Below are 22,702 nucleotides of genomic sequence, written 5' to 3'. Positions count from 1 at the left end.
GGCGACATGCGGCTCGCGATCGTCGGCGCCTCGGGGCGGATGGGGCGCACGCTCGTGCGCGCCGTCGCCGAGACGCCGGGCGTCGCGCTCGCCGCCGCCCTCGAGCGCGAAGGCTCGCCCCATCTCGGCGCCGATGCCGGCCCCCTCGCCGGCCTGCCCGAGACCGGCGTGCGGATCGGCGCCGCCGCCCGCGCGGGCGTCGCCGCGGCGGACGCCGTGATCGACTTCTCGACGCCTGCCGCCACCCGCGCCTTCGCCGATCTGTGCGCGGAAGCCGGCGTCGCCCACATCGTCGGGACGACCGGGCTTACGGCGGAGGATCTCGACCATCTGCGCGCGGCGGCGGCGGGCTGCGTCGTCGTCCAGTCCGGCAACATGTCGGTGGGCGTGAACCTTCTCGCGGCGCTCGTGCGCCGCGCCGCGGCGACGCTCGGGCCGGAATTCGACGTCGAGATCGTCGAGATGCACCATCGCCACAAGGTCGACGCGCCCTCCGGCACCGCGCTCCTCCTCGGGGAGGCGGCCGCGCGCGGGCGCGGGATCGCGCTCTCCGAGAACAGCGTGAGGAGCCGCGACGGCCACACCGGCGCGCGCCCCGAAGGCGCGATCGGCTTCGCCACTCTGCGCGGCGGCAGCGTCGTCGGCGAGCACCAGGTGATCCTCGCCGGCCCGAGCGAGCGGATCGTCCTCGGGCATGTCGCGGAGGATCGCGCGCTGTTCGCCAAGGGCGCCTTGCGGGCCGCGCTCTGGGCGCGCGGGCGGGCGCCGGGCTTCCATTCCATGGCCGACGTGCTGGGCCTCGATTGACCACGCTAGGGAAGAAGGAACGCAGCGAGATGGAGCGTCTGTTGGTGCTCGCCCGTCACGGGCAGAGCGATTGGAACGCCAAGAACCTCTTCACCGGCTGGCGCGACCCCGATCTGACCGAGCTCGGCGTCGAGGAGGCGCGGATCGCGGGGAGGCGCCTGCGCGCGCGCGGCCTCACCTTCGACGTCGCCTTCACCTCGGCGCTCACCCGCGCCCAGCGCACCTGCGACCTGATCCTCGAGGAGCTCGGCCAGACCGGCCTGCCGATCGTCCGCGACGCGGCGATCAACGAGCGCGATTACGGCGATCTCGCGGGGCTGAACAAGGACGACGCCCGCGCGAAATGGGGCGAGCACCAGGTCCACCTGTGGCGGCGCTCCTACGACGTGAACCCGCCCGGCGGCGAGAGCCTGCGCGACACGGTCGCGCGCGTGCTGCCCTACTACATCCGCGAAATCCTGCCGCGGGTCATGCGCGGCGAGCGCGTCCTCGTGGCCGCGCACGGCAACTCGCTGCGCGCGCTCATGATGGTGCTCGACGGCATGACGACCGAGGCGGTCGCCGGGCTCGAGCTCGCGACCGGCATCCCCTTCGTCTACCGGCTCGCGGCCGATACCAGCGTCGCCTCGAAGGAGGTCCTCGACACGTGAGCGGGCCGGCGCCGCGCCTGACCCTCGCGCCCGGTCTCGTCCACGTGCCGGGCCATCTCGACCGCGCGGCGCAGGAGCGGCTGCGCGACGCGATCCGCGAGGTGGTGCGCGCGGCGCCGCTCTTCGTGCCGCGCATGCCCCGCACGGGAACGCCGTTCTCGGTGAGGATGACGAATTGCGGGCCGCTCGGCTGGGTCTCGGACGAGACGGGCTACCGCTACCAGGCGACGCATCCGGAGACGCACGCGCCCTGGCCGGAGATCCCCGAACTCGCCCGCGCCGCCTGGGACGCGCTTGCCGATCACCCCGATCCCCCGCAAGCCTGCCTCGTCAATTGGTACGAGCCCGGCGCGCGCATGGGGCTGCACCAGGATCGCGACGAGGCCGATCTGAGCGCGCCGGTCGTGTCGCTCTCGCTCGGCGACACGGCCGTCTTCCGCTACGGCGGCACCACGCGCAAGGCGCCCACGCGCTCGATCCGGCTCGAGAGCGGCGACGCGCTCGTCATCGGCGGCCCCTCCCGCCTCGCCTTCCACGGCATCGACCGGATCCTGCCCGGCACCTCGACGCTCCTGACGGCGCCCGGCCGCATCAACCTGACCCTGCGCCGCGTCGGCGAGCCGGGAGGCTAGGCGCAGCGCGGTTCGCACGATACGAGAGAGAGAGAGAGGGAGAGAGAGAGCGTCCTCTTCCCCCTCCGTCATTCCGGGGCGCGAAGCGAGCCCGGAACCCAGAATCCCCACGCAAGATTAGCAGCCTGTAGGCTGCGTCCTTCCACGCGTGTGAATTTCACACTCGAGAAACGAGCGCGCATGCGCGCTCGGACTTCGGTCGGGAGTCTGGGTTCCGGGCTCGCTTCGCGCCCCGGAATGACAGCGTCGAGCAGGAGTTTGGTCTCCGCGATCGTCGGGGTACATGGTTCGGAAGGTGCGTTCGCGCGCGGATAGGCACGGGATGGCCCGCGCGCACAAGCCCTCGTGCCGCACCCGATGCCGTCCCGCCCTTGCAAGCGCCGCCGCCGCGGCGTAATCCCGCAGGCGACGTTCGAGCCGCGCGCCCCGCGCGCGTCCCCACAGAACCGGAGTGTGATCTGATGACCGCCATCGTCGACATCGTCGCCCGCGAAATTCTCGACAGCCGGGGCAACCCCACCGTCGAGGTCGACGTGCATCTCGAGGACGGGGCGATGGGCCGCGCCGCGGTGCCGTCGGGCGCCTCGACCGGCGCGCACGAGGCGGTCGAGCTGCGCGACGGTGACAAGGAGCGCTATCTCGGCAAGGGCGTGCTCAAGGCGATCGCCGCCGTCGAGACGGACATCGTCGAGGCGCTCGTCGGCATGGATGCCGAGGAGCAGGTCGCGATCGACGAGACGATGATCGGTCTCGACGGCACCGACAACAAGGGGCGGCTCGGCGCCAACGCCATCCTCGGCGTCTCGCTCGCGGTGGCGAAGGCGGCGGCGACCTCCTGCGGCCTGCCGCTCTACCGTTACGTCGGCGGGTCGAGCGCCCGCGTCCTGCCGGTGCCGATGATGAACATCGTCAATGGCGGCGCGCACGCGGACAACCCGATCGACTTCCAGGAATTCATGATCATGCCGGTGGGCGCCGCGAGCTTCGCGGAGGCGCTGCGGATGGGCTCGGAGATCTTCCATACGCTCAAGAAGGGCCTCAAGGACGCGGGCCACAACACCAATGTCGGCGACGAGGGCGGCTTCGCCCCCGATCTCCCGACCGCCGAGGCCGCGCTCGACTTCGTCATGAAGGCGATCGAGAAGGCGGGCTACAAGCCGGGCGACGACGTCATGCTCGCCCTCGATTGCGCCGCGACCGAGTTCTTCCGCGACGGCTCCTACGTCTACGAGGGCGAGGGCGGCAAGAAGCGCTCGCCGCAGGAGCAGGCGGACTACCTCGCCAAGCTCGTCTCCGCCTACCCCATCGCCTCGATCGAGGACGGCATGGCGGAGGACGATTGGGAGGGCTGGGCCGCGGTCACCGCGGCGATCGGCGACCGCTGCCAGCTCGTCGGCGACGACCTGTTCGTGACGAACACCGCCCGCCTCGCGCAGGGCATCGACAAGCGCGTCGGCAATTCGATCCTCGTCAAGGTCAACCAGATCGGCACGCTGACCGAGACGCTCGCCGCCGTCGACATGGCCCACCGCGCCCGCTACACCGTCGTGATGTCCCACCGCTCGGGCGAGACCGAGGATGCGACGATCGCCGATCTCGCGGTCGCCACGAATTGCGGGCAGATCAAGACGGGCTCGCTCGCCCGCTCCGACCGCACGGCGAAGTACAACCAGCTCCTGCGCATCGAAGGCGAGCTCGGCGCCCAGGCCCTCTATGCCGGCCGCGGGGCGCTGCGCCGCTGACGGAGGGTTCGGGCGGGGGGCAAAGCGCCCCCCCCAATGCCCACAGTGCATTTTGGTGTCATCCCCGGCCGGAGGTCGCGCAGCGGCCGGAGGAAAAGGGGACCCAGCACAGAAAGATGCTTGCGCAGCAAGCACTTGCGCCGCCGACCAGGCGGCTGGTCGCCGCGAGCAAGAGCGTGCTGCGCACGCGCATTCACTCCTGGGTCCCCTTCCCCTTCGCACGCTTTGCGTGCTTCGGCCGGGGATGACACGATCCACGTGCCCGCGCCCGCGACGCCCCTCAACGCCCCGTGAAGCGCGGGGGGCGCTTGGCGAGGAAGGCTTCCATGCCCTCCTTGAAGTCGGCGCTCGTGTAGCAGGCCACGACGAGGTCCTCGTCGGCGCCGTGGGGCACGCTCGCGCGCAGGCGGGCGAGCGCCTCCTTCGTCGCCGCGAGCGTGAGCGGCGCGTGGCCGGCGATGGTGCGCGCGAGCGCCGCGACATGCGCCTCGAGCGCGGCCGCGTCCGGCAGGACCTCGCCGAGAAAGCCCACCCGCTGCGCCTCGTGCGCGTCGAGAAGGCGGGCGGTGAAGACCATGTCCTTCACGCGCGCCTCGCCCACCAGGCGAACGAGCCGCGACAAGTTTCTCATCGACAGACAATTTCCGAGCGTCCGCGCGATCGGGAAGCCGATCCGCGCCCCCGCTTCCGCGATGCGCAGATCGCAGGAGGCGGCGATCGCCGCGCCGCCGCCGGTGCAGGCGCCCGCGATCATCGCGATGGTGGGCACGCGCACGCGCTCGAGCGCGGAGAGCACCCGGTCGATCCGCGCCTCGTAGTCGATCACGTCCTGCGGCGTCGCGAGCGCGCGGAACTCGGCGATGTCGGTGCCCGCCGCGAAGGCCTTGCCGCCGGCACCCGAGAGGACGAGAACGCGCACGCTCGCGTCGGCGTCGATCTGCGCGCAGATCTCGGCGAGGCGCTCGTACATGGCGAAGGTGAAGGCGTTGCGCGCCTGCGGGCGATCGATCACCGCGCGCGCCACGCCGTCCGCGTCGATCTCGAGCCCGATCGTCCCCGCCTCGCTCATCCCCACAACTCCCGCGCGGGCGGATGGACGAGCGACCCCTCGTAGCGCAGGGCGCTCTCCCGGTCGCGCGCGAGGAGGAGCGGCCCGTCGAGATCGACGAAGCGCGCCCCGGCGGCGACGAGCGTCGCGGGCGCCATCGCGAGCGAGGTGCCGAGCATGCACCCGACGAACAGGCCGAAACCCCGCTCCTGCGCCGCCCGCGCGAGCGCCAGCGCCTCGGTGAGGCCGCCGGTCTTGTCGAGCTTGATGTTGACGAGGTCGTAGAGCCCCGCGAGCCGATCGAGGCTCGTGCGGTCGTGCGCGCTCTCGTCGGCGCAGAGCGGCAACGGGCGATCGATCCCCCGCAAGGCCTCGTCGTGGTCCGCATGGAGCGGCTGCTCGACGAGGGAGAAGCCAGCCTCCGCGCAGGCGCGCATGTGGGCGGCGACGTTGTCGGGCGTCCAGCCCTCGTTGGCGTCGGCGATGAGCGTCGCGTCGGGCGCGCCGCGGCGCACGGCCGCGATCCGCTCGAGGTCGCCCTCGGGCGCGCCGAGCTTGATCTTCAGGATCGGCCGCGCCGCCGCCTTCTCGGCCGCCTCCCGCATCGCGTCGGGCGCGTCGAGCGAGATCGTGTAGGCGGTCGTGAGCGGGCGCAGCCGGTCGATCCCCGCGGCGACGTGGGCGGGCACGCCGGTGCGCTTCGCCTCGAGATCCCACAACGCGCAATCGATCGCGTTGCGCGCGGCGCCGGGCCCGATCGCCTCCTGCAGCCGATGCCGATCGAGCCCCGCCTCGAGCGCCCCGCGCAGGCGCTCGATCTCGGCGAGAACGCCCTCCACGCTCTCGCCGTAGCGCTTGTAGGGCACGCATTCGCCGCGGCCGGTCGCGCCGCCCTCGACGAGCGTCACGGTGACGACCACGGCCTCGGTTCGCGAGCCGCGGGAGATGGTGAACTTGCCCGCGATCGGGAACGATTCGGCGGCGAGAGTGAGGATTCGAGCGCTCATGACGCGGGGATGCTAGCCGAGAAAGCCTCGACTCGGGAAGGCCCGGCGGGGTATCAGAACGATGCGGCAACGCGCGCGAATCGAGAAAGCCGAGTAGAGCCTTTGCACACGAGCGGTGCCCCGTCGGCGCTCCAGGAGACGAGACCCGCGCCGCAGGCGCAGGCGGGGGAGCGGGCGCTCGCCCTCTCGGGCGACTGGACGGCGGGCTTCGGCCGGGCGCTCGAGGCCTGCGGCGGCGCCATTCGCGAGGCCGGCCGCGGTCGCGAGCGGCTCGTCCTCGACCTCTCCGGGATCGAGCGGCTCGACACGGCGGGCGCGCTCGTCGTCGAGCGGGCCCGCCGCGGGCTCGCAGCCGAGGGCGTCGGCGTCGAGATCGCGACCGAGAGCGCCGCCCACCGCATCCTGCTCGGCGAAGTGGCGCGCGCCGAACTCGATTTCGAGCGTCCGCCGCGCCTCTCGCCCTTCGTCGACTTCCTCGTGACGGTCGGTCGCGCGATGGTGGGGGCCGGGCACGACCTCCTGCGCGGCATCGCCTTCCTCGGCGAGCTGATGGCGGCGATCGCCCGCGTGATCGCGCAACCGCGGCACTTCCGCGGCACGTCGCTCGTCAACCAACTCGACCAGATCGCCTGGCGCGGGCTGCCGATCATCCTGCTGATCTCCTTCGTGGTCGGCGCGATCATCGCCCAGCAGGGCATCTTCCAGCTCCAGCAATTCGGCGCGGCGACCTTCGCGGTCGACCTGATCGGGATCCTCGTCCTGCGCGAATTGGGCGTGCTCCTCGCCGCGATCATGGTCGCGGGCCGCTCGGGCTCGGCCTTCACCGCCGAGATCGGGTCGATGAAGATGCGCGAGGAGATCGACGCGCTTCGCGTGATGGGGCTCGATCCGATCGAGGTGCTCGTCGTCCCGCGCATCCTCGCCCTCGTCATCGCGCTGCCGCTGCTCGCCTTCTGCGCCTCGATGGCGGCGATGGTCGGGGGCGGCATCGTCGCGTGGATCTACGGCGACATCGGCCCGGACATCTTCCTCGCGCGGCTGCGCGAGGCGATCGCGCTCAACACCTTCCTCGTCGGCATCATCAAGGCGCCCTTCATGGCGCTGGTGATCGGCGTGATCGCCACGATCGAGGGGATCGCGGTGCAGGGCTCCGCCGAATCGCTCGGCCGGCACGTCACCGCCTCCGTGGTGAAGGGGATCTTCATGGTCATCGTTCTCGACGGCCTGTTCGCCATGTTCTTCGCCGCGTTGAACTTCTGAGCGCCGCCATGGTCGACGCCCTCGCCCCCTCCCCCGCCCGAGAGGCCGCTCCCCCCGAGCGCGAGATCGCGATCCGCGTGCGCGGGGTCGAGGTCGGCTTCGGCCCGAAGACGATCATGAAGAACCTCGATCTCGACGTGTATCGCGGCGAGATCCTGGGCTTCGTCGGCGGCTCGGGACAGGGCAAGTCCGTCCTCACCCGCGCCATCCTCGGCCTCGTGCCGACGCGCGCGGGCACGATCGAGGTGCTCGGCCGCGACGTCGCGCGCCTGTCGCCGCAGGAGCGCAAGGCTCTGGAGACGCGCTGGGGCGTGCTCTTCCAGCAGGGCGCGCTGTTCTCCGCCTTGACCGTCAAGCAGAACGTCCAGGTGCCGATGCGCGAGCACCGCCGGCTCTCCCAAGCCATGATGGACGATCTCGCGATGCTCAAGATCGAGATGGTCGGCCTGCCGCCGGACGCCGCCGAAAAGCTGCCCTCCGAGCTCTCGGGGGGCATGATCAAGCGCGCCGCGCTCGCCCGCGCCCTCGCCCTCGATCCCGACATCGTCTTCCTCGACGAGCCGACCTCGGGCCTCGATCCGATCGGCGCGGCCGATTTCGACGATCTGATCGCCACCCTGCAGAAGACGCTCGGGCTCACCGTCTACATGGTCACCCACGATCTCGACAGCCTCTACTCGGTCTGCGACCGCATCGCGGCGCTCGCGGAGGGCCGCGTGATCGCGCAGGGACCGCTCGAGACCATGCTCGCGAGCGACCATCCGTGGGTGCGCTCCTATTTTCACGGCAAGCGCGCGCGCGCCCTCGCGCGCGACGGCGCTTGAGGGACGGACATGGAAACACGTGCCAATTACGCGCTCATCGGCCTCTTCACCCTGGTGATCGTCGCCGGAGCGTTCTTCTTCGTCTATTGGTTCGCCGCGACCGACACGGGCCGCCAGCGGACGATGGTGGAGATCGTCTTCACGGGCTCGGTCTCGGGCCTCTCGCGCGGGGCGGCCGTGACCTTCAACGGCATCCGCGTCGGCGAGGTGACCTCGCTCGCGATCGATCCCGACAATCCGGCGAACGTGCTCGGCCGCGTCGCCGTCGATCTCGAGACGCCGCTGCGCGCCGACACCAGCGCGCGCCTCGAATTCGCGGGGCTGACCGGCATCGCCAACGTGGCGCTGATCGGCGGGGACCCCGCCGCGCCGCCGCTGGTGCCCGCCCCGAACGCGGTGATCCCCCGCATCCGAGCGGAGCCCTCCGAGTTCCAGGACCTGATCGAGAGCGCGCGCAACATCGCCCAGCGCGCCTCCGACGTGTTCGACCGCTTCGATACCCTCGTCGCCCAGAACGACCAGGCCGTCGCGGAGACGGTGCAGAACGTGCGCGTCTTCTCCCAGGCGCTCGCCGACAACGCGCCGGCGATCGACCGCTTCCTCGAACAGGTCGGCGCCGCGGCCGAGCGCGTCGGCCCGCTCGCCGAATCGCTCGACGCGCTCGCCGTCAACGTCAACCAGGTGATCGCCGCCGTCGATGCCGAGAGCGTGGCGCGATCGGTCTCGAACGTCGAGAGCTTCACCGAGGCGCTCGCCGGCAGCCGCGAGCGTATCGACGCCGTCTTCGCGGACGCCTCCCAGATCGCCGAGCGCCTCAACGCCGCCGCCGGGGGCGTCGAGGAGACCGTCGAGAGCGCGCGCGCCGTCGTCGCCGCGATCGATGCCGGCGCGATCGAGGTGGTCGTCGCCAATGTCCGCGACTTCTCGCAGACCCTCGCCGACAGCCGCGGCGAGGTCGCGCGCATCACGGAGAACGCGGCGAGCCTCACCGAGGCGCTGACCCGCTCGGCCGGGCGCCTCGACGCGACCCTCGCCAATGTCGAGGGCGTCTCGCAGACCTTCGCGGACAATCGCGAGGCGATCGCGCGCATCCTCGCGCAGGCCGCAGACCTGACCGAGCGCCTCAACGAGACGAGCCTCGCCCTGCAGACGACGATCGAGGACGTCGGCGCCGTCGTCGCGGCCGTCGATCCCGCCCGGGTGGCGGCAACGGTCGGCGACGTCGAGGCCTTCGCGCGCACGCTCGCGGAGAACCGCGAATCCGTCTCGCGGATCGTCGCCAATGCCGAGACGCTGACGCGCTCGCTCACGGACACCGCCGGGCGCGTCGACGAGACGCTCGGACGCGTCGACGGGCTCGTCGCCGCGGTCGATCCGCAGGCGATCGGCGAGACCGTCGAGAACGCGCGCGCCTTCTCGCAGACGCTCGCCGACAACCGGGAGGGGCTCGCGCGCGCGATCGACGAGGTGGTGCGCATCGCCGGCGCCATCGACGCCGACCGAATCAACCGCGTCGTCGAGAACGCCGAGCGCTTCACGGCCGCGCTCGGCGACCAGAGCGAGTCGATCGAGGTGATCGTCGCCAACGCGACCGAGATCTCGCAGAAGCTCAACGCCTCCGCCGACCGCGTCGACCGCGTGCTGGCGGCGGCCGAGAGCTTTCTCGGCTCGGCCGAGGACGAGACGCAGAACGGCCTCTTCGACGACATCCGCGGGGCGGCGGCGGCGATCCGCGATCTTGCCACCAATCTCGACACGCGCACGGCCGAGATCACCGGCAACCTCGCCCGCTTCACCGGGCCGGGGCTGCAGGAATACCGGGCGCTCGCGGAGGAGGGCCGGCGCACGCTCTCCGACATCTCCCGCGCGGTGCGCGCGCTCGAGCGCGACCCCTCGCAGCTGATCTTCGGCGGCGACGCGCCCGTACAGGAATTCCGCGGGCGGCGTTGACGGCGCGGACGGGTTGCGGTTTGGATGGCGCCGGGGGATTCGGGGGGCTGATGGGCAAGACCATGGCAAGAGTTCGGCGGGTTGCGTCGCTCGCGATCGCGGGCGCGCTCGCGGCGGCGATGGCCGGCTGCGCGACCGCGCCGGCACTCACGACCTTCACGCTCGCCGCGCCGGACGTGACGGTGACGGCACCGATGCGCCTGCCCGGCCTCATCCTCGTCGTCGCGCCGAGCGCGCTCGAGATCCTCTCGACCGATCGGGTCGTCGTCCGCGAGCCCGGCGGCGTCCTCACGGTGCTGCCGGGCGTCCGGTACGCCGACACGCTGCCGGCCGTCGTCCAGGAGCGGATGATCGAGACCTTCGAGAACGCCAATCGCCTCGGCGGCGTCGCCCGCCCCGGCGATCGCGTGACGCCCGATTACCAGCTCAATTCCTCGATCCGCACCTTCGAGATCGACGCGGGCGCGGGCGAGGCGGTGGTCTCGATCACGGTGCGGGCGGTGTCGGAAGCGACCGGGCGGATCGCGGCGGCGCGGGTCTTCACGGCGCGCGTGCCGGTGGAGGTGGTCGACGCGCGGGCGATGGCGGCGCTGGAGGCGGCGCTCGGCGAGGTGCTCCTCGACATCGTGCGCTGGGCCGGGACCGGGCGGGGAGCGACCTCGTGAGCGGAGCGATCCCGCGCGGACCGGCGATCGTCCTCGTCGAGCCGCAGCTCGGCGAGAATATCGGCATGTGCGCGCGGGCGATGGGCAATTTCGCGCTCGACGACCTGCGCCTCGTCGCCCCCCGCGACGGCTGGCCGAATCCCGCCGCGGAGGCGACGGCGGCGGGCGCCGTCCACGTGCTCGAGCGCGCGCGCGTGTTCGAGCGGGTCGAGGACGCGATCGCCGATTGTCGCCTCGTCTACGCCACGACTGCCCGCGAGCGCGGGCAGATGAAGCGCGTGCTCTCGCCGGAAGAGGCCGCCGGCGAGGCGCTGCCGCACCTCGTCGCGGACACGCCGGTGGGCATTCTCTTCGGACGCGAGCGCTGGGGGCTCGAGAACGACGAGGTGGCGCTCGCCGACGCGATCGTGACCTTTCCCGTCGACCCGACCTGCCCGTCGCTGAACATCGCCCAGGCGGTGCTGCTCGTCGGCTACGATTGGTACAAGGCCCGTCTGCCGGGCGCCCTCCCCTTCCGGGAAAGCGAGCGCATCCCCGCCCCGCGCGAGATGACCGTGTCGTTCCTCGAGAATCTCGAGGCGGAGCTCGATGCCGTCGGCTTCTTCGTGCCCGAGAAGCGCGCGCTGATGGTGCGGAACCTGCGCGACATGCTCCTGCGGCGCGAGCTCACCGAGCAGGAGGTGCGCACGCTGCGCGGCGCGGTCTCGGCTCTGGTGAAGGGGCGGCGCAGGGGACCCGCGGCCTGAGCCGCATTGCGAATCTTCCGTTTGGATAGGCGAACGCCCCGCCCGGCGAGCGGGCGAGGCGTCCTTGTCGGTCGCGGCGAGGCGATCGCGCCTCGCGGTGCGGTCAGCCGCGGGCGGCGAGACGGGCGGCCGCCTCGATATCGGCGCGGGAGAGCCCGACATCGGCGAGCTCCCGATCCGACAGGCGGGAGAGCTCGCGCACGGTGTCGCGGTAGCGGGCATAGGCGCGAAGGCGCTCGAGAATCCAGGTGACGATCATGGTCTTGGCTCCGAAGGAAATCTGGGCGGCGCGGCGCGAGCCGTCTCGGCTGTCGCGTCCACGCCGTCGTTGTGCAATGCAATATGCAGCGGCCGCGCTGCGGACCAGATCGGATTTTGGCGCGTCAGCCATGCACAGAGTGCATGCGTTAGGGGCGACATCGTCAATAATCCGTCAACCTTCCCGCTGAGCGGGCAGCTCGAGGGCTTCGCCGGACGCTTGCGGAGGCCGAGCCCGCGGGAGCGATCGGCTCGCGCACGCGGCACCCGGACGGCGTCGGCGCTGGCGCGGTGCGGCGGCCCGCGGGGCGCCCGTCGAGGCCAGCGGCGCGTGTATCGGGGCGAGCGAGCGCTCGGCCGGGCGGCTCTCGCGACGGGAAATTCCGGATGCGGCCGGCAGGCCGCCGTCCGCATCGTCGCATGCGGGCGCGATCGGCGCGCAGGCAAGGGGAAGGGTCGGCGGAAATCCCGGCGCGGGTGATTCGGGGGCGACTGGCCGGAGGCCTCAGAGGGGCGAGCGCGGGCCTCGCGGATCCGCAGGCCGGATCCCCGTCATTCGGGCACCCGCGCCTTCCAGATCCGAGAAATGCGCTCCCATGACCGCGGACGCCGCGGATCGGGAACTTGCCTGCCGGGCGCGCGCGATCGCGCCGCCGGGCGTCGCCGGGATGCGGCTCGCATCCGCCTCGGCGCGAGAGCGGTCGCGGGACGCCGTCGGGCGGGGGCTGAAGGTCTCGAGGAGGAAGGGGCGGAAGGCGTCCATGCGGGGGATCGCCGAATCGCCCGCCGCGGGGGCCGGCGGCAGCGCGACGCCGGGTGCGAAACCGAGCGTGGCGAAGGGGGCGAGGAGGTCGGGATCGCCGGAGAAGACGTGGACGGGCACCGCCCGCGAGGCGTCGGGCCCGGTGATCAGGGTCGCCGGCTGGTGGTCGCCGAGGACGATCACGAGAGTGCTCGGGTCGACGCGATCGCGCAGGAAGACGGCGACCGCGTCGAGGGAATGGGCGACCGAGCGGCGGTAATAATCGCGCACGAGCGGAGGGTGACGCCAGACGTCGCGGGCGAGCGGCGCGTCCCGCGTCCAGGTCTCGAAGACCGAGCCGTCGCCGAGCGCCTCCCAGGGCACCACTTCCGGCACCGGCAGCCAGGGCGCGTGGCTCGAGATGAGCGCGATCATGGCAAACAGCGGCGGTCGCGGCGAGCGCTCGATCTCCATGCCCGCGAGATGGTCGAGGGCGAACTGGTCGGGCACGGTGCCCCAATAGAAGTCGGGCCCCTCGTAGCCCATGTCGGCGACGACATGGGTCTCGTCGAAACCGAGCTGCAGGCCCTCGGGCCAAGGCAACGTGATCGCCGGCTTCGACTGGACGGTGCGATAGCCCGCGCGCGCGAAATCGTGGACGAGGGTGCGCGGCTGCTCGGACAGATAGAGCGCGTAGAGGGTCTGATCATCGATGAAGCGGCCCGACATCAGGCTCGCATGGTTGAGCCAGGACTGGCCCCCGACGCTCGCGGCGATCATCCGGCCGGTCGCGGCGGAGAACCCGGCCTGCGCCGCGGCGCGTCCGAGCGCCTCGAGGCTCGGCGCGACGATCTCGGCATAGGAGGGCTCGTCCAGCGCGGTGACGCCGTAGCTCTCCACGAACACGACGAGGACGTCGCGACCGTCGAGAGCGGCGAGGAGCGCGTCGTCGGGGATCGCGTCCGCCACATCGGTGCCGATCGCCGCGCGGAAGGCGGCGCGGCGGGCGAAGACGTCGCGCGTGCGCTCCGCCTGCTGGGCGACGACGAGGCTCGCCGACGCGCCGACCGGCCGCCAGCCGGGGATCTCGGCGAGGAGCGTGCGCTGGCCGACGAAGACGACGAGCGCGAGGCCGAGGAGCACCGCGAGCGCGCCGCGATGGGCACGGTCGTCGAAGCGCGGGCCGAGCCAGCGGAAAAGCCGCGCGAGGCCGACATGGACGAGGACGAGGCCGATCGCGAGCCCCGCGAAGGCCGAGACGGCGAGCGCCGGCCCGGCAAGCGTCCGCGCCACGTCCCAGACCGCCGGCAGAAGGGCGACGTCGAGATAGAGGTTGAGCGGGCGGTCGACGATGGTGCGCGCGACGAGATCCGCCACGCGCAGGAAGATCATCAGGGTGAGCGCGAAGGCCACGAGATGCACGAGCGCCCGCGGCGTGGTGCCCCGCGCCGCGCGCACCAGGGCGAACAATCCGAGCGCCACGCCGACCTCGAGCGCGAGCGCGAGATGGAACACGCCGAACAAGGCCGAGGCGAAGGGCGGCAGATTGACGAGGAGGCTCAGAGCGGCCCAGATCGCGAGCAGGCCGAGCGCGGCGACGAAAACGTTTCTCGCGCGTGCGCTCAAGTCCGATCCTCCAGGCGATTGGTCACCGGGCGCCACCGAGCGCGACCGTGCTCCCGATCCCGACACCGTAGCGGAGCCGCACCGAGAGCGCGAGCCCCGCCGCCCATCCTCGCGCCGGCCACCACACGAAGCCGGCTTCACACCTTACGGGCGGAAAGCGCCCCCGGATCGCGGAGGGGCGCTCTCACGGCTCCCCTTCGTCGAGATCGTCCGCCGTCGGATCCGCCTGATCCAGGATGCGGTCGGCCAGCACGCCGGAATTCTGGCGGATGGAATTCTCGATCTTGTTGGCGACGTCCGGATTCTCGCGCAGGAAGGTCTTGGCGTTCTCGCGCCCCTGGCCGAGCCTCTGACTGTCGTAGGAGAACCAGGCGCCCGACTTCTCGACGATGCCGCCCTTGACGCCGAGGTCGAGAACCTCGCCGACCTTGGAGATGCCCTCGCCGTACATGATGTCGAACTCGACCTGCTTGAAGGGCGGGGCGACCTTGTTCTTGACGACCTTGACGCGCACCTGGTTGCCGATCGCCTCGTCGCGGTCCTTGAGCGTCGAGACGCGGCGGATGTCGAGGCGCACGGAGGCGTAGAACTTGAGCGCGTTGCCGCCGGTCGTCGTCTCCGGCGAGCCGTACATGACGCCGATCTTCATGCGGATCTGGTTGATGAAGATCACCATCGTGCGCGAGCGCGAGATCGAGCCGGTGAGCTTGCGCAGGGCCTGGGACATGAGGCGCGCCTGGAGACCCGGCTGCACCTCGCCCATCTCGCCCTCGATCTCGGCGCGCGGCGTCAGCGCGGCGACCGAATCGACGACGAGCACGTCGACCGCTCCCGAGCGCACCAACGTGTCCGTGATCTCGAGCGCCTGCTCGCCCGTGTCGGGCTGGGAGATCAGGAGGTCGTCGAGATTGACGCCGAGCTTGCGGGCATAGACCGGATCGAGCGCGTGTTCGGCGTCGACGAAGGCGCAGACGCCGCCCTTCTTCTGCGCCTCCGCGATCGTGTGCAGCGCGAGCGTCGTCTTGCCGGAGCTCTCCGGCCCGTAGATCTCGATGATTCGCCCGCGCGGCAGGCCGCCGACGCCGAGCGCGATGTCGAGCCCGAGCGAGCCCGTCGAGACCGTCTCGATCTCGACGAGCGGCTGGCCCTTGCCGAGCCTCATGATCGAGCCTTTGCCGAACGAGCGCTCGATCTGGGAGAGCGCCGCGTCGAGCGCCTTCGCCTTGTCCTTGTCCATCGGGGAGCCTTCCACCAGCCTCAGCGAGGTCTGTGCCATCGTCGTCATCCCTTATTGCACGGGGCGAAGCCGAAACTCAAACGCGTTCCCGGGTGAATGTACGCAATTCGTTCTCATGAACAAGCGCAAAAACGAAGCAGGAACATTTTTTCTCGTGATGGGCGTTCTTGCATGGAGCCGTCGCGCGGCGGCGGCCTTGCGGATCGTAGCGGCAGGGCCGGTCAACGCATTGGCGTGGCGGAATGTTTCGGGCCCCACCCGACCCCTGTCGCTGCGCTCCAGGGGCCACCCTCCCCTACGGGGAGGGATGTTGGCGCGCCCCTCTCGTCTGCGTGCGCGCAAGCTTTCCGGAGGGAGATCGGCGCCACTCGAAGCACCCCGCTCGCGCGCGCGGCATCCACAGGAAAGCGGCGGGCCGCGCGCCGGGCGCCTCAGCCCGGCATCACGCCCTTCACCGTCTCGATCAGCTGCTTGAGCGAGAAGGGTTTGGGCAGGAAGGCGAAGTCCTCGCCGTCGGGCAGGTTCTTCTTGAAGGCGTCCTCGGCATAGCCCGAGACGAAGATCACCTTGAGGTCCGGATGGCTCTTGCGCAGCTCGCGCAGGAGCGTGGGGCCGTCCATCTCCGGCATCACGACGTCGGAGACGACGAGATCGACGGGATTGGCCGCCCCCGCCATCACCTCGAGCGCCTCGATCCCGGAGGCCGCCTCCAGCACCGTGTAGCCACGCGCGGCGAGCGCCCGCGCGTTGACCGCCCGCACCGGATCCTCGTCCTCGACGAGGAGGATGGTGCCCTGCCCCGTGAGGTCGGTCGCGGGGCGCTTCAAGGTCTCGAGCCGGCTCGCGGCGACCTCGGCACTCGATTGGACGTGCCGCGGCAGGAAGACCCGGAAGGTCGTGCCCTCTCCGACGGTCGAATCGACGTAGACGAAGCCGTTCGACTGCTTGACGATGCCGAACACCGTCGAGAGCCCGAGCCCGGTGCCTTTGCCGATCTCCTTCGTGGTGAAGAACGGCTCGAAGATCTTGTCGATCACCTCCGGCGGGATGCCGGTGCCGGTGTCGGAGACCTCGATGAGGACGTGGTCTGCGCCGGGCAGGCCGGGCAGTTCGAGACCGCGCGCCTCCTCGGCGGCGACGTTGGCGGTGCGAATCGTCAGCCGCCCGCCGTCGGGCATGGCGTCGCGCGCGTTCACCGCGAGGTTGATCACCACCTGCTCGAGCTGATGCACGTCCGCGCGCACAGGCCAAAGGTCGCGGCCGTGGCGCAGGTCGAGCTCGACGCGCTCGCCGAGGAGCCGCTTGAGGAGCATCGTGAGGTCGGACATCACCTCGCCGAGATCGAGCACCTCCGGGCGCAGCGTCTGGCGCCGCGAGAAGGCGAGCAGCTGCCGAACGAGGCTCGCGGCCCGGTTCGCGTTCTGCTTGATCTGCATGATGTCCTGGAAGGCGGGGTCCGTCGGCCGGTGATTGGCGAGGAGGAGATCGGAATAGCCGATGATCGCCTGAAGCACGTTATTGAAGTCGTGCGCGACGCCGCCCGCGAGCTGGCCCACCGCCTGCATCTTCTGCGCCTGCGCGAACTGCGTCTCGAGATGGCGCTGCTCGGTCGTCTCGAGGGCGTAGACGACGACCGTGTCGCCGTCCGCGTCCGCCTCGCCGACGGGGCTCGACCAGAGGCGCGCCGAGCGGTCGCCCGCGCCCGCGAGCGCGACCTCGACGGGCCCCGGCGCGCGCGCCTCCTCCGCCTCGGCGAGCGCATGGGCGAGGCTCTCGCGGTCGCGCTCGGCGACGAGATCGACGAGCCGCCCGCCCGCGCCCTCGCCCTCCCCGCGCGGCAGAGCGCCGAACAGGCGCACGAAGGCGGCGTTGGCGCGCAGGATCCGCCCGTCCCGCGCGAGAGTCGCGATGGCGATCGGCGTGTTGTTGAAGAAGCGCGCGAACCGCACCTCTGCGGCGCGCTGGCTCTCGGCCGCTCCCTCCTCGCCCGCCGAGCGGTTGAGGACGAGGGTGCGCGAGGCGCCGCGCTCGCCGCTCTGGCCGAAGGCGAGGCGGTGGTAGAGCCGCACCGGCAGCGCCTGCCCGCCGCGCCGACGCATGTCGACGTCGAAGACCTCGGTGCGGACCTCTCCCGGCGCGCCGTCGACATGGGCGAGCATGTCGGCGATGTCGCGGGGCAGGATCTCGTCGAGGGTGAGCCCGCCCGAGCCCACCTGGGCGAGATCGTGGTCGAGCCAAGCGGCGAGCGTGGCGTTCATGTAGGCGACCGAGCCGTCCGGCTCGACCGAGAAGAAGCCCGCCGGCGCGTGATCGAGATAGTCGATCGCGTGCTGCAGCTCCTGGAAGACGTTCTCGTGGCGCTCGCGCTCGTGGGTGACGTCGGCGATGCTCCACAGGGCGGCCGAGCGCCCGCCCGGGCGCGGCAGCGGGCGCACGCGCACGCGGTACCAGCCGAAATCGGCGCGCCCGCCGAGCGCCGGCGAGAGGCGGATCTCCTCGGCGAGCGCGCGCTCCTCCCGCGCCGCCTGGGCGAGGCGGTAGATCGCCTCGGAGACCTCCGGCGCCCCCACGAACAGCCGCTCGACCGGCTTCACGTCGACGAGCTCGGTCGCGCCTCCGGCGAACGAGAGATAGGCCTCGTTGGCATAGGCGACGCGCCCGTCGCCCTCGACCACGACGAGCCCCTCCGAGGCCGAATCGGCCATCGCCTTCGTCAGGTCGTTGCCGGCCGCGCGCCCGGCGAAATGCAGCGCGCCGATGCCGTAGGCGGTGATGAAGAACACGCCCGCCATCGCGAGCAGCGCGAGCAGCGCCGTGATCAGCGGCTGGGCCTCGTCGGTCGTCACAAAGCTGAGGCCGAAGAAGGTCGCCGGCAGCACGAGCGCGAGCGCGACGAGGAGTCCGATGCGACCCGGGCGGTCGGACCGCTCGACGCTCCCCCGTTCGATCCTGCCCGAAGGCTTGCCCGCCGCCCGTGCCATGGCCATCCGCCTGCCTCTTCCCGTTCTGGTTAAGCGCGACGGCGCCTGAGCCGCAAGACGTAGCCGATCACTTCCGCCACCGCGGCGTAATGATCCACCGGGATCTGCGCGTCGAGCTCGACGCTCGCGTGCAGCGCGCGGGCGAGCGGGGGGTTCTCGACGATCGGCACGTCGTGCTCGCGGGCGCGCTCGCGGATGCGCAGGGCGAGCGCGTCGACGCCCTTGGCGACGCAGACCGGCGCCGCCATGCCCGGCTCGTACTTGAGCGCGACGGCGTAGTGGGTCGGGTTCGTGATCACCACGGTGGCGGTCGGCACCGCCTCCATCATGCGCCGACGCGCGCGCTCCATGCGGATCTGGCGCTGCTTGGCGCGGATCTCGGGGCTGCCTTCGCTCTGCTTGAACTCTTCCTTGATCTCGCGGCGGCTCATGCGCTGGCGCTTGAGCCAGGCGAATCGCTGATAGATCGCGTCCGCCACCGCCACGAAGAAGAACAGGGCGATGATCGCCGCGAGAAGCTTGAGCGCGATCGCCGAGATCACCGGCGCCATCAGACGCGGGTCGAGGGTGACGAGTTCCTCCATGCGCGCGCGCTCGCCCCAGAGCACGATGGCGGCGAGCGTGCCGACGATCGCGATCTTGAACAGGCCCTTGAGGAAGTTGACGAGGGCCTCGGCGCCGAAGATGCGCTTGAAGCCGGAGAGCGGCGAGATCCGCTCGAGCTTGGGCAGGAGCATCTCGGTCGCCCAGAGCGGCCGATGCTGGAGGCCCGCTCCCATGAGCCCGGCGAGGATGAAGACGACGAACGGCACCGCGAGCGCGGCGATCATCACGAGGCCCGCCTGGCGCGCCGCCGCGAGGATGCCAGCGCCGTCGCCGGGGACCTGATGGGCGTTGCGCAGGAAAGCCGTGAGGCCCTCCACCAGGATGCCGGCGGAGGACGGGGCCGCGAGCATGGTCGCGAGCGCGAAGCCGCCGAGCACGAAGAGCGTCGAGATCTCCTGGCTCTTGGCGACGTTGCCCTTGTTGATCGCCTCCTCGAGCTTTCGCTGGGTCGGCTCCTCCGTGCGATCGTCCTGATCCTGTTGCTCGGCCAAGCCCGCCTCCCCCGTCCCCGCGCGCGGGGCCCCTCGTTCACGCCGCCGTCAGAGCCCCGACACCATCGCAAGGAAGGCGCGCAGGTCCTCGAGAAAGACGCTCATCATCAGGGTAATGACGACGAGCAGCACGAGCGCGCCACCGAGGATCGTCGCCGGCAGCGCGATGAAGAACACCGGCAATTGCGGCATCAGGCGCGAGAGCACGCCGAGCCCGAGATTGAACAGGATGCCGAACACGATGAAGGGCGCCGAGATCTGCACCGCGAGCGAGAACCCGCGCGCCGCCGCCGCGATGCCGAGCCGCGCCACGTCCCCCGCCTCCGGCAGGCCGCCCGGCGGCAGCATGTCGTAGCTCGCGCGGATCGCGGCGATGGCGAGGTGGTGCAGGTCGGTGGCGAAGATCAGGACGATGGCGAGGAGCGTGATCAGGTTGCCCACCGCCGCCTGCTGGCCGCCCATCGTGGGGTCGACCGACATCGCGAAGCCGAGCCCCATCTGCTGCGCGACGATCGTGCCCGCGGTCTGGAGCGCGCCGACGATCATGCGCACCGAGAGCCCGATCACGAGACCGACCAGGATCTCGCCGAGGAGGAGCGAGAGCGTCGCATCCGGCGACAGGCCCGATTCCACGAGCGGGCGCACGGCGGGGAAGACCACGATCGTCAAGAGGATCGCGAAGGCGAGGCGCACGCGGGGCGAGAGGAGCTGCTCGCCGATCCCCGGCAACAGCATCACGAGCGTCCCCACCCGCGCGAAGGCGAGCATGAAGGCGGCAGCCGTTTCGGGAATCAGGAGGACCATGCCGCACGATAGCCGATCGCGCGGGGTTTTTCGCGCCCGCGCGGGGTGCTGCGCGCACGAGAGCGGGGGCGGCGCTCATCCGCCTGCGACGATGCGCTCGGCGATGCGCGTCATGTAGCCGCCGAGCGCATGGCTCATCATCGGCAGGAGCAGGAGCAGCGCCGCGAACACCGCGATGATCTTCGGCACGAAGACGAGCGTCTGCTCCTGGATCTGCGTGAGCGCCTGGACGAGCGAGATGCCGACGCCGACCGCGAGCGCCACGAGCATCACCGGCGCGCCGACGACGAAGAAGGTGAGGATGCCCTCGCGGGCGACGTCGAGCATGGTGGCGGCGGTCATGACGGGATCTCGGATGCGAACGGGGCGCGTGGACGAAGGCGGGCGCGGCAGCCCGCCTCAGATCTGCATGCGCATGATCTCTTCGTAGGCCTGGATGACGCGGTCGCGCACGGCCACCAGCGTCTCGAGCGCGGCCTCGCTCTCGGCGACCGCGGTGACCACGTCGACGATGTCGGCGCGGCCCATGGCGGCGGCGGCGGCCTGGCTCTCGGCGTTGCGGCCGGATTCGGCGACGTGGCCGACGGCGCCGCGCACGAGCTCGGCGAAATCGGGCCCATTCGAGGGGGTCGCCTGGGGACGCGCCCCGGCGCTCTGGCCGAGGCCCTGGATCGCGGAATAGGCGTTTGCTGCGAAGGCGTTCGTCGCCATGGCTCGTCCTCCGGTCAGGCGCGCAGGATGTCGATCGTGCGGGTGATCATGCGCCGGGTGGCCGCGACGAGGTTCAGGTTCGCCTCGTAGCTGCGCTGGGCCTCGCGCATGTCCATCGCCTCGACGAGCGAGTTGACGTTGGGCAGCTTGACCTCGCCGTTCTCGTCGGCGGCGGGGTGGCCGGGGTCGAAGCGGGTGCGGAACTCGCTCTGGTCGGTCTGGATGCGGCCGAGCCGCACGACATGGGCGCCGAGCTCGCGATCGAGCCTGTTCTGGAAGGTGGGGACCTTGCGCCGGTAGGGATCGCCGCCGGGCGTGGTCGCCGTGGAATCGGCGTTGGCGAGGTTCTCGGCGATGATCCGCATGCGGCCGGCCTGGGCCTTGAGGCCCGAGGCGGCGAGCGAGATGGTCTTGAGGAAATCCATGGCGCGCGTCTCTCCTCGGTTCAGCGACGGCCGACGGCCGTGCGCAGCATCTGCAGGCTCTTCTGGTAGAGCGAGGCGGCGAGCTGGTAGTCGGACTGATTCTGGCCGACCTTCAGCATCTCCTCCTCGAGGTTCACCGCGTTTCCGCTCGGGCGCGTCTCGAACCGCGCGGCGTTCGTCTCGCCCGGTCCGCGCCCATTGCTCCCGCCGGCGAGGTGGAGCGGGCTCGTCCGGATCGGTGCGAGCCGCGCCTCCAGCACCCGCCCTCCGGGGCCGAGGCGGGGCTCGGCGACGTCGCGCGGCACGAATCCGGGCGTGTCGGCGTTCGCGACGTTCTCCGCGAGGACCTTCTGGCGCGCCTGGTGGAAGTGCAGACGCGCCTTCAGCTTCTCGATCAGGGGCAGGCCGACGACGCTCACGGGCTCGCGCTCTCCGCTCGGATCGGCCGCGCCGCTGCGCCGCCTCGGCAAAAACTGCCCATCGCATGGTTAACGTTGCGTTAAAGAGGCCTCGCGCTTCGGTGTTTTCATGTTAACCGCTTGGTGTCATGGTGCATCCGCCGAGCGCGGGGGACAGACCGCCCCCGCGCCCGGTGGCCTGTCCGGACCGATGGGGTCCGGCGGGGCCCGACGTCTGCGGATCCCCGCCCGGGGGCCGCACCAGGAGAGCGCGACGATCTGCCATGCTGGGCTTCGAAAACACTTCCATCGTCCAATACCTGATCGCGTTCGCGATCGTGATGGGGCTGCTCGCTCTGTTCGCGTGGCTCGCGCCGAAGGTCATGGGCCGGCGCTTCGGCGGCCAGGGGCTCGTCGGCGGCAAGGCGCGGCAGCCGCGCCTGGGCATCGTCGACGTCTACGACCTCGACCGGCAGCGGCAGCTCGTGCTCCTGCGCCGCGACGGGGTCGAGCATCTCCTCCTGATCGGCGGGCCCAACGACGTCGTCGTCGAGAGCGGCATCGCCCCGCGGCCCGCGCGCGCCCCCGCCCCCGGCGAGGCGCCCGCCCGCGCCGCCCCGCCCGCGCCGATGCCCGAGCCCGTCGCCCCGCATGCGCCGGATGCGAGGCCGGAGCCTCGACCCGAGCCTCGACCCGAGCCTCGCATTGAGCCTCGGCCCGAGCCCGCGGCGCCGCCGGCTCGGCGTCCGGAAGCGCCCGCGCCGGTCGCGGTTTCAGAGGCCGCCCTCGTCGCCGGGGCGCCGCTGCGCGCCGCGCCGGAGGCCGTCGCCCGCGCCGCGCTCGAGCAGGCCTTGTCCCCCGCCGCGCTCTCGCCCGAGGCGCTCGCCGCGCCGCCGCGGCCGACGCCGCCTTCCGCGCAGCCCTCTCCAGTCTCGCCGTCGGAGCCTTCGGTCCCGCAGCCCGTCCCGTCCGAGCCGGTGCCGCCGCCGCCGGTCCTGCCTCCGCTGCAGCCGCCGCTCGCCGAGACGCGGCCCGCGCCGCGACCGGTCGACCCGCCGCTCGCCCCGCGCATGCCGGAGCCGGAGCCGGGCC

The 22,702-nt window shown here is 71.6% G+C and carries 21 protein-coding genes and 1 pseudogene; 10 read left to right on the top strand and 12 right to left on the bottom strand.

The genetic code is table 11. From position 1 onward, the window contains the following. Positions 1 to 6 precede the first annotated feature (6 nt). The 4 genes from dapB to eno all read left to right on the top strand — a co-directional run bounded on the left by dapB (position 7) and on the right by eno (position 3,831). On the top strand, positions 7 to 807 hold the full coding sequence (gene dapB, locus ACK4UM_RS14880) for a 4-hydroxy-tetrahydrodipicolinate reductase (RefSeq protein ID WP_409800581.1): 801 nt from the start codon (positions 7 to 9) through the stop codon (positions 805 to 807). 29 nt (positions 808 to 836) lie between these two features. Continuing rightward, positions 837 to 1,457, top strand: a complete 621-nt coding sequence (locus tag ACK4UM_RS14875) for a 2,3-bisphosphoglycerate-dependent phosphoglycerate mutase (protein WP_409800546.1) — start codon at positions 837 to 839, stop codon at positions 1,455 to 1,457. After that, complete coding sequence (locus ACK4UM_RS14870; protein WP_409800544.1) at positions 1,454 to 2,089, top strand: alpha-ketoglutarate-dependent dioxygenase AlkB family protein; 636 nt, start codon at positions 1,454 to 1,456, stop codon at positions 2,087 to 2,089. The genes ACK4UM_RS14875 and ACK4UM_RS14870 overlap by 4 nt, the downstream gene beginning before the upstream one ends. A gap of 461 nt (positions 2,090 to 2,550) precedes the next feature. Continuing rightward, positions 2,551 to 3,831 (top strand): phosphopyruvate hydratase, encoded by a 1,281-nt coding sequence (gene eno, locus ACK4UM_RS14865; RefSeq protein WP_409800543.1) that lies wholly within the window; start codon positions 2,551 to 2,553, stop codon positions 3,829 to 3,831. A 280-nt stretch (positions 3,832 to 4,111) separates the two neighbouring features. Here the strand turns inward: eno and ACK4UM_RS14860 are convergent, their stop codons facing one another. After that, positions 4,112 to 4,900, bottom strand: a complete 789-nt coding sequence (locus ACK4UM_RS14860) for an enoyl-CoA hydratase (protein ID WP_409800541.1) — start codon at positions 4,898 to 4,900, stop codon at positions 4,112 to 4,114. Next, positions 4,897 to 5,886 carry an N-acetyl-D-Glu racemase DgcA gene (dgcA, locus tag ACK4UM_RS14855; protein WP_409800539.1) on the bottom strand — a complete coding sequence of 330 codons (990 nt, stop codon included), beginning with the start codon at positions 5,884 to 5,886 and terminating at the stop codon, positions 4,897 to 4,899. Before dgcA ends, ACK4UM_RS14860 begins: the two co-directional genes overlap by 4 nt. A gap of 102 nt (positions 5,887 to 5,988) precedes the next feature. Between dgcA and ACK4UM_RS14850 the strand changes: the two genes are divergently transcribed. From ACK4UM_RS14850 to ACK4UM_RS14830, 5 genes are read left to right on the top strand one after another with little or no spacing between them, the layout of a single operon-like run. Next, positions 5,989 to 7,146, top strand: coding sequence for an ABC transporter permease (locus ACK4UM_RS14850; RefSeq protein ID WP_409800537.1), 1,158 nt, complete (start codon positions 5,989 to 5,991; stop codon positions 7,144 to 7,146). A gap of 8 nt (positions 7,147 to 7,154) precedes the next feature. Continuing rightward, the gene (locus ACK4UM_RS14845; RefSeq protein WP_409800535.1) at positions 7,155 to 7,970 is read left to right on the top strand and encodes an ABC transporter ATP-binding protein; all 816 of its coding nucleotides are present in this window, start codon (positions 7,155 to 7,157) and stop codon (positions 7,968 to 7,970) included. 9 nt (positions 7,971 to 7,979) lie between these two features. Beyond that, complete coding sequence (locus tag ACK4UM_RS14840; RefSeq protein WP_409800533.1) at positions 7,980 to 9,920, top strand: MlaD family protein; 1,941 nt, start codon at positions 7,980 to 7,982, stop codon at positions 9,918 to 9,920. A 50-nt stretch (positions 9,921 to 9,970) separates the two neighbouring features. Further along, positions 9,971 to 10,585 (top strand): ABC-type transport auxiliary lipoprotein family protein, encoded by a 615-nt coding sequence (locus ACK4UM_RS14835; RefSeq protein ID WP_409800531.1) that lies wholly within the window; start codon positions 9,971 to 9,973, stop codon positions 10,583 to 10,585. Then, positions 10,582 to 11,331 carry an RNA methyltransferase gene (locus tag ACK4UM_RS14830; protein ID WP_409800529.1) on the top strand — a complete coding sequence of 250 codons (750 nt, stop codon included), beginning with the start codon at positions 10,582 to 10,584 and terminating at the stop codon, positions 11,329 to 11,331. The genes ACK4UM_RS14835 and ACK4UM_RS14830 overlap by 4 nt, the downstream gene beginning before the upstream one ends. Before the next feature lie 103 nt (positions 11,332 to 11,434). On the opposite strand, the gene ACK4UM_RS14825 is transcribed toward ACK4UM_RS14830, so the two are convergent. The 10 genes from ACK4UM_RS14825 to flgB form a co-directional block, all read right to left on the bottom strand. Continuing rightward, positions 11,435 to 11,590 carry a DUF1127 domain-containing protein gene (locus tag ACK4UM_RS14825; RefSeq protein WP_409800527.1) on the bottom strand — a complete coding sequence of 52 codons (156 nt, stop codon included), beginning with the start codon at positions 11,588 to 11,590 and terminating at the stop codon, positions 11,435 to 11,437. A 504-nt stretch (positions 11,591 to 12,094) separates the two neighbouring features. After that, positions 12,095 to 13,957 carry a hypothetical protein gene (locus ACK4UM_RS14820; RefSeq protein WP_409800525.1) on the bottom strand — a complete coding sequence of 621 codons (1,863 nt, stop codon included), beginning with the start codon at positions 13,955 to 13,957 and terminating at the stop codon, positions 12,095 to 12,097. Positions 13,958 to 14,141: 184 nt separating this feature from the next. Continuing rightward, positions 14,142 to 15,233: a recombinase RecA gene (recA, locus tag ACK4UM_RS14815; protein WP_409800524.1), complete on the bottom strand. Its 1,092-nt coding sequence runs from the start codon at positions 15,231 to 15,233 to the stop codon at positions 14,142 to 14,144. Between the two features lie 392 nt (positions 15,234 to 15,625). After that, positions 15,626 to 18,181: a cell cycle histidine kinase CckA gene (cckA, locus tag ACK4UM_RS14810; protein ID WP_409800522.1), complete on the bottom strand. Its 2,556-nt coding sequence runs from the start codon at positions 18,179 to 18,181 to the stop codon at positions 15,626 to 15,628. 23 nt (positions 18,182 to 18,204) lie between these two features. Continuing rightward, a complete protein-coding gene (flhB, locus tag ACK4UM_RS14805) occupies positions 18,205 to 19,272 on the bottom strand; it encodes a flagellar biosynthesis protein FlhB (RefSeq protein ID WP_409800520.1) in 1,068 nt (355 codons plus the stop codon). 48 nt (positions 19,273 to 19,320) lie between these two features. Further along, positions 19,321 to 20,076: a flagellar biosynthetic protein FliR gene (fliR, locus tag ACK4UM_RS14800; RefSeq protein ID WP_409800518.1), complete on the bottom strand. Its 756-nt coding sequence runs from the start codon at positions 20,074 to 20,076 to the stop codon at positions 19,321 to 19,323. A gap of 75 nt (positions 20,077 to 20,151) precedes the next feature. Further along, positions 20,152 to 20,418: a flagellar biosynthesis protein FliQ gene (gene fliQ / locus ACK4UM_RS14795; RefSeq protein ID WP_409800516.1), complete on the bottom strand. Its 267-nt coding sequence runs from the start codon at positions 20,416 to 20,418 to the stop codon at positions 20,152 to 20,154. A gap of 57 nt (positions 20,419 to 20,475) precedes the next feature. Then, entirely contained in the window at positions 20,476 to 20,787 is a 312-nt protein-coding gene (fliE, locus tag ACK4UM_RS14790) for a flagellar hook-basal body complex protein FliE (RefSeq protein ID WP_409800513.1), read from the bottom strand. A gap of 14 nt (positions 20,788 to 20,801) precedes the next feature. Next, positions 20,802 to 21,212, bottom strand: a complete 411-nt coding sequence (gene flgC, locus ACK4UM_RS14785) for a flagellar basal body rod protein FlgC (protein ID WP_409800511.1) — start codon at positions 21,210 to 21,212, stop codon at positions 20,802 to 20,804. Positions 21,213 to 21,232: 20 nt separating this feature from the next. After that, positions 21,233 to 21,631, bottom strand: coding sequence for a flagellar basal body rod protein FlgB (gene flgB, locus ACK4UM_RS14780; protein ID WP_409800509.1), 399 nt, complete (start codon positions 21,629 to 21,631; stop codon positions 21,233 to 21,235). A 263-nt stretch (positions 21,632 to 21,894) separates the two neighbouring features. Between flgB and ACK4UM_RS14775 the strand changes: the two are divergent. Beyond that, positions 21,895 to 22,702: pseudogene (locus ACK4UM_RS14775) on the top strand (hypothetical protein); the annotation flags it as partial.

Origin of the sequence: Salinarimonas sp. (assembly GCF_046292825.1) — a bacterium.
GTDB lineage: Bacteria > Pseudomonadota > Alphaproteobacteria > Rhizobiales > Beijerinckiaceae > Salinarimonas.
This window is presented reverse-complemented; position numbering and strand designations above follow the sequence as displayed.

Coding starts and splice junctions, on each gene's coding strand:
- dapB (WP_409800581.1), top strand. CDS start 7: ATGCGGCTCGCGATCGTCGGCGCCTCGGGGCGGATGGGGCGCACGCTC.
- ACK4UM_RS14875 (WP_409800546.1), top strand. CDS start 837: ATGGAGCGTCTGTTGGTGCTCGCCCGTCACGGGCAGAGCGATTGGAAC.
- eno (WP_409800543.1), top strand. CDS start 2,551: ATGACCGCCATCGTCGACATCGTCGCCCGCGAAATTCTCGACAGCCGG.
- ACK4UM_RS14860 (WP_409800541.1), bottom strand. CDS start 4,900: ATGAGCGAGGCGGGGACGATCGGGCTCGAGATCGACGCGGACGGCGTG.
- dgcA (WP_409800539.1), bottom strand. CDS start 5,886: ATGAGCGCTCGAATCCTCACTCTCGCCGCCGAATCGTTCCCGATCGCG.
- ACK4UM_RS14845 (WP_409800535.1), top strand. CDS start 7,155: ATGGTCGACGCCCTCGCCCCCTCCCCCGCCCGAGAGGCCGCTCCCCCC.
- ACK4UM_RS14840 (WP_409800533.1), top strand. CDS start 7,980: ATGGAAACACGTGCCAATTACGCGCTCATCGGCCTCTTCACCCTGGTG.
- ACK4UM_RS14835 (WP_409800531.1), top strand. CDS start 9,971: ATGGGCAAGACCATGGCAAGAGTTCGGCGGGTTGCGTCGCTCGCGATC.
- ACK4UM_RS14825 (WP_409800527.1), bottom strand. CDS start 11,590: ATGATCGTCACCTGGATTCTCGAGCGCCTTCGCGCCTATGCCCGCTAC.
- recA (WP_409800524.1), bottom strand. CDS start 15,233: ATGGCACAGACCTCGCTGAGGCTGGTGGAAGGCTCCCCGATGGACAAG.
- cckA (WP_409800522.1), bottom strand. CDS start 18,181: ATGGCCATGGCACGGGCGGCGGGCAAGCCTTCGGGCAGGATCGAACGG.
- fliR (WP_409800518.1), bottom strand. CDS start 20,076: ATGGTCCTCCTGATTCCCGAAACGGCTGCCGCCTTCATGCTCGCCTTC.
- fliQ (WP_409800516.1), bottom strand. CDS start 20,418: ATGACCGCCGCCACCATGCTCGACGTCGCCCGCGAGGGCATCCTCACC.
- fliE (WP_409800513.1), bottom strand. CDS start 20,787: ATGGCGACGAACGCCTTCGCAGCAAACGCCTATTCCGCGATCCAGGGC.
- flgC (WP_409800511.1), bottom strand. CDS start 21,212: ATGGATTTCCTCAAGACCATCTCGCTCGCCGCCTCGGGCCTCAAGGCC.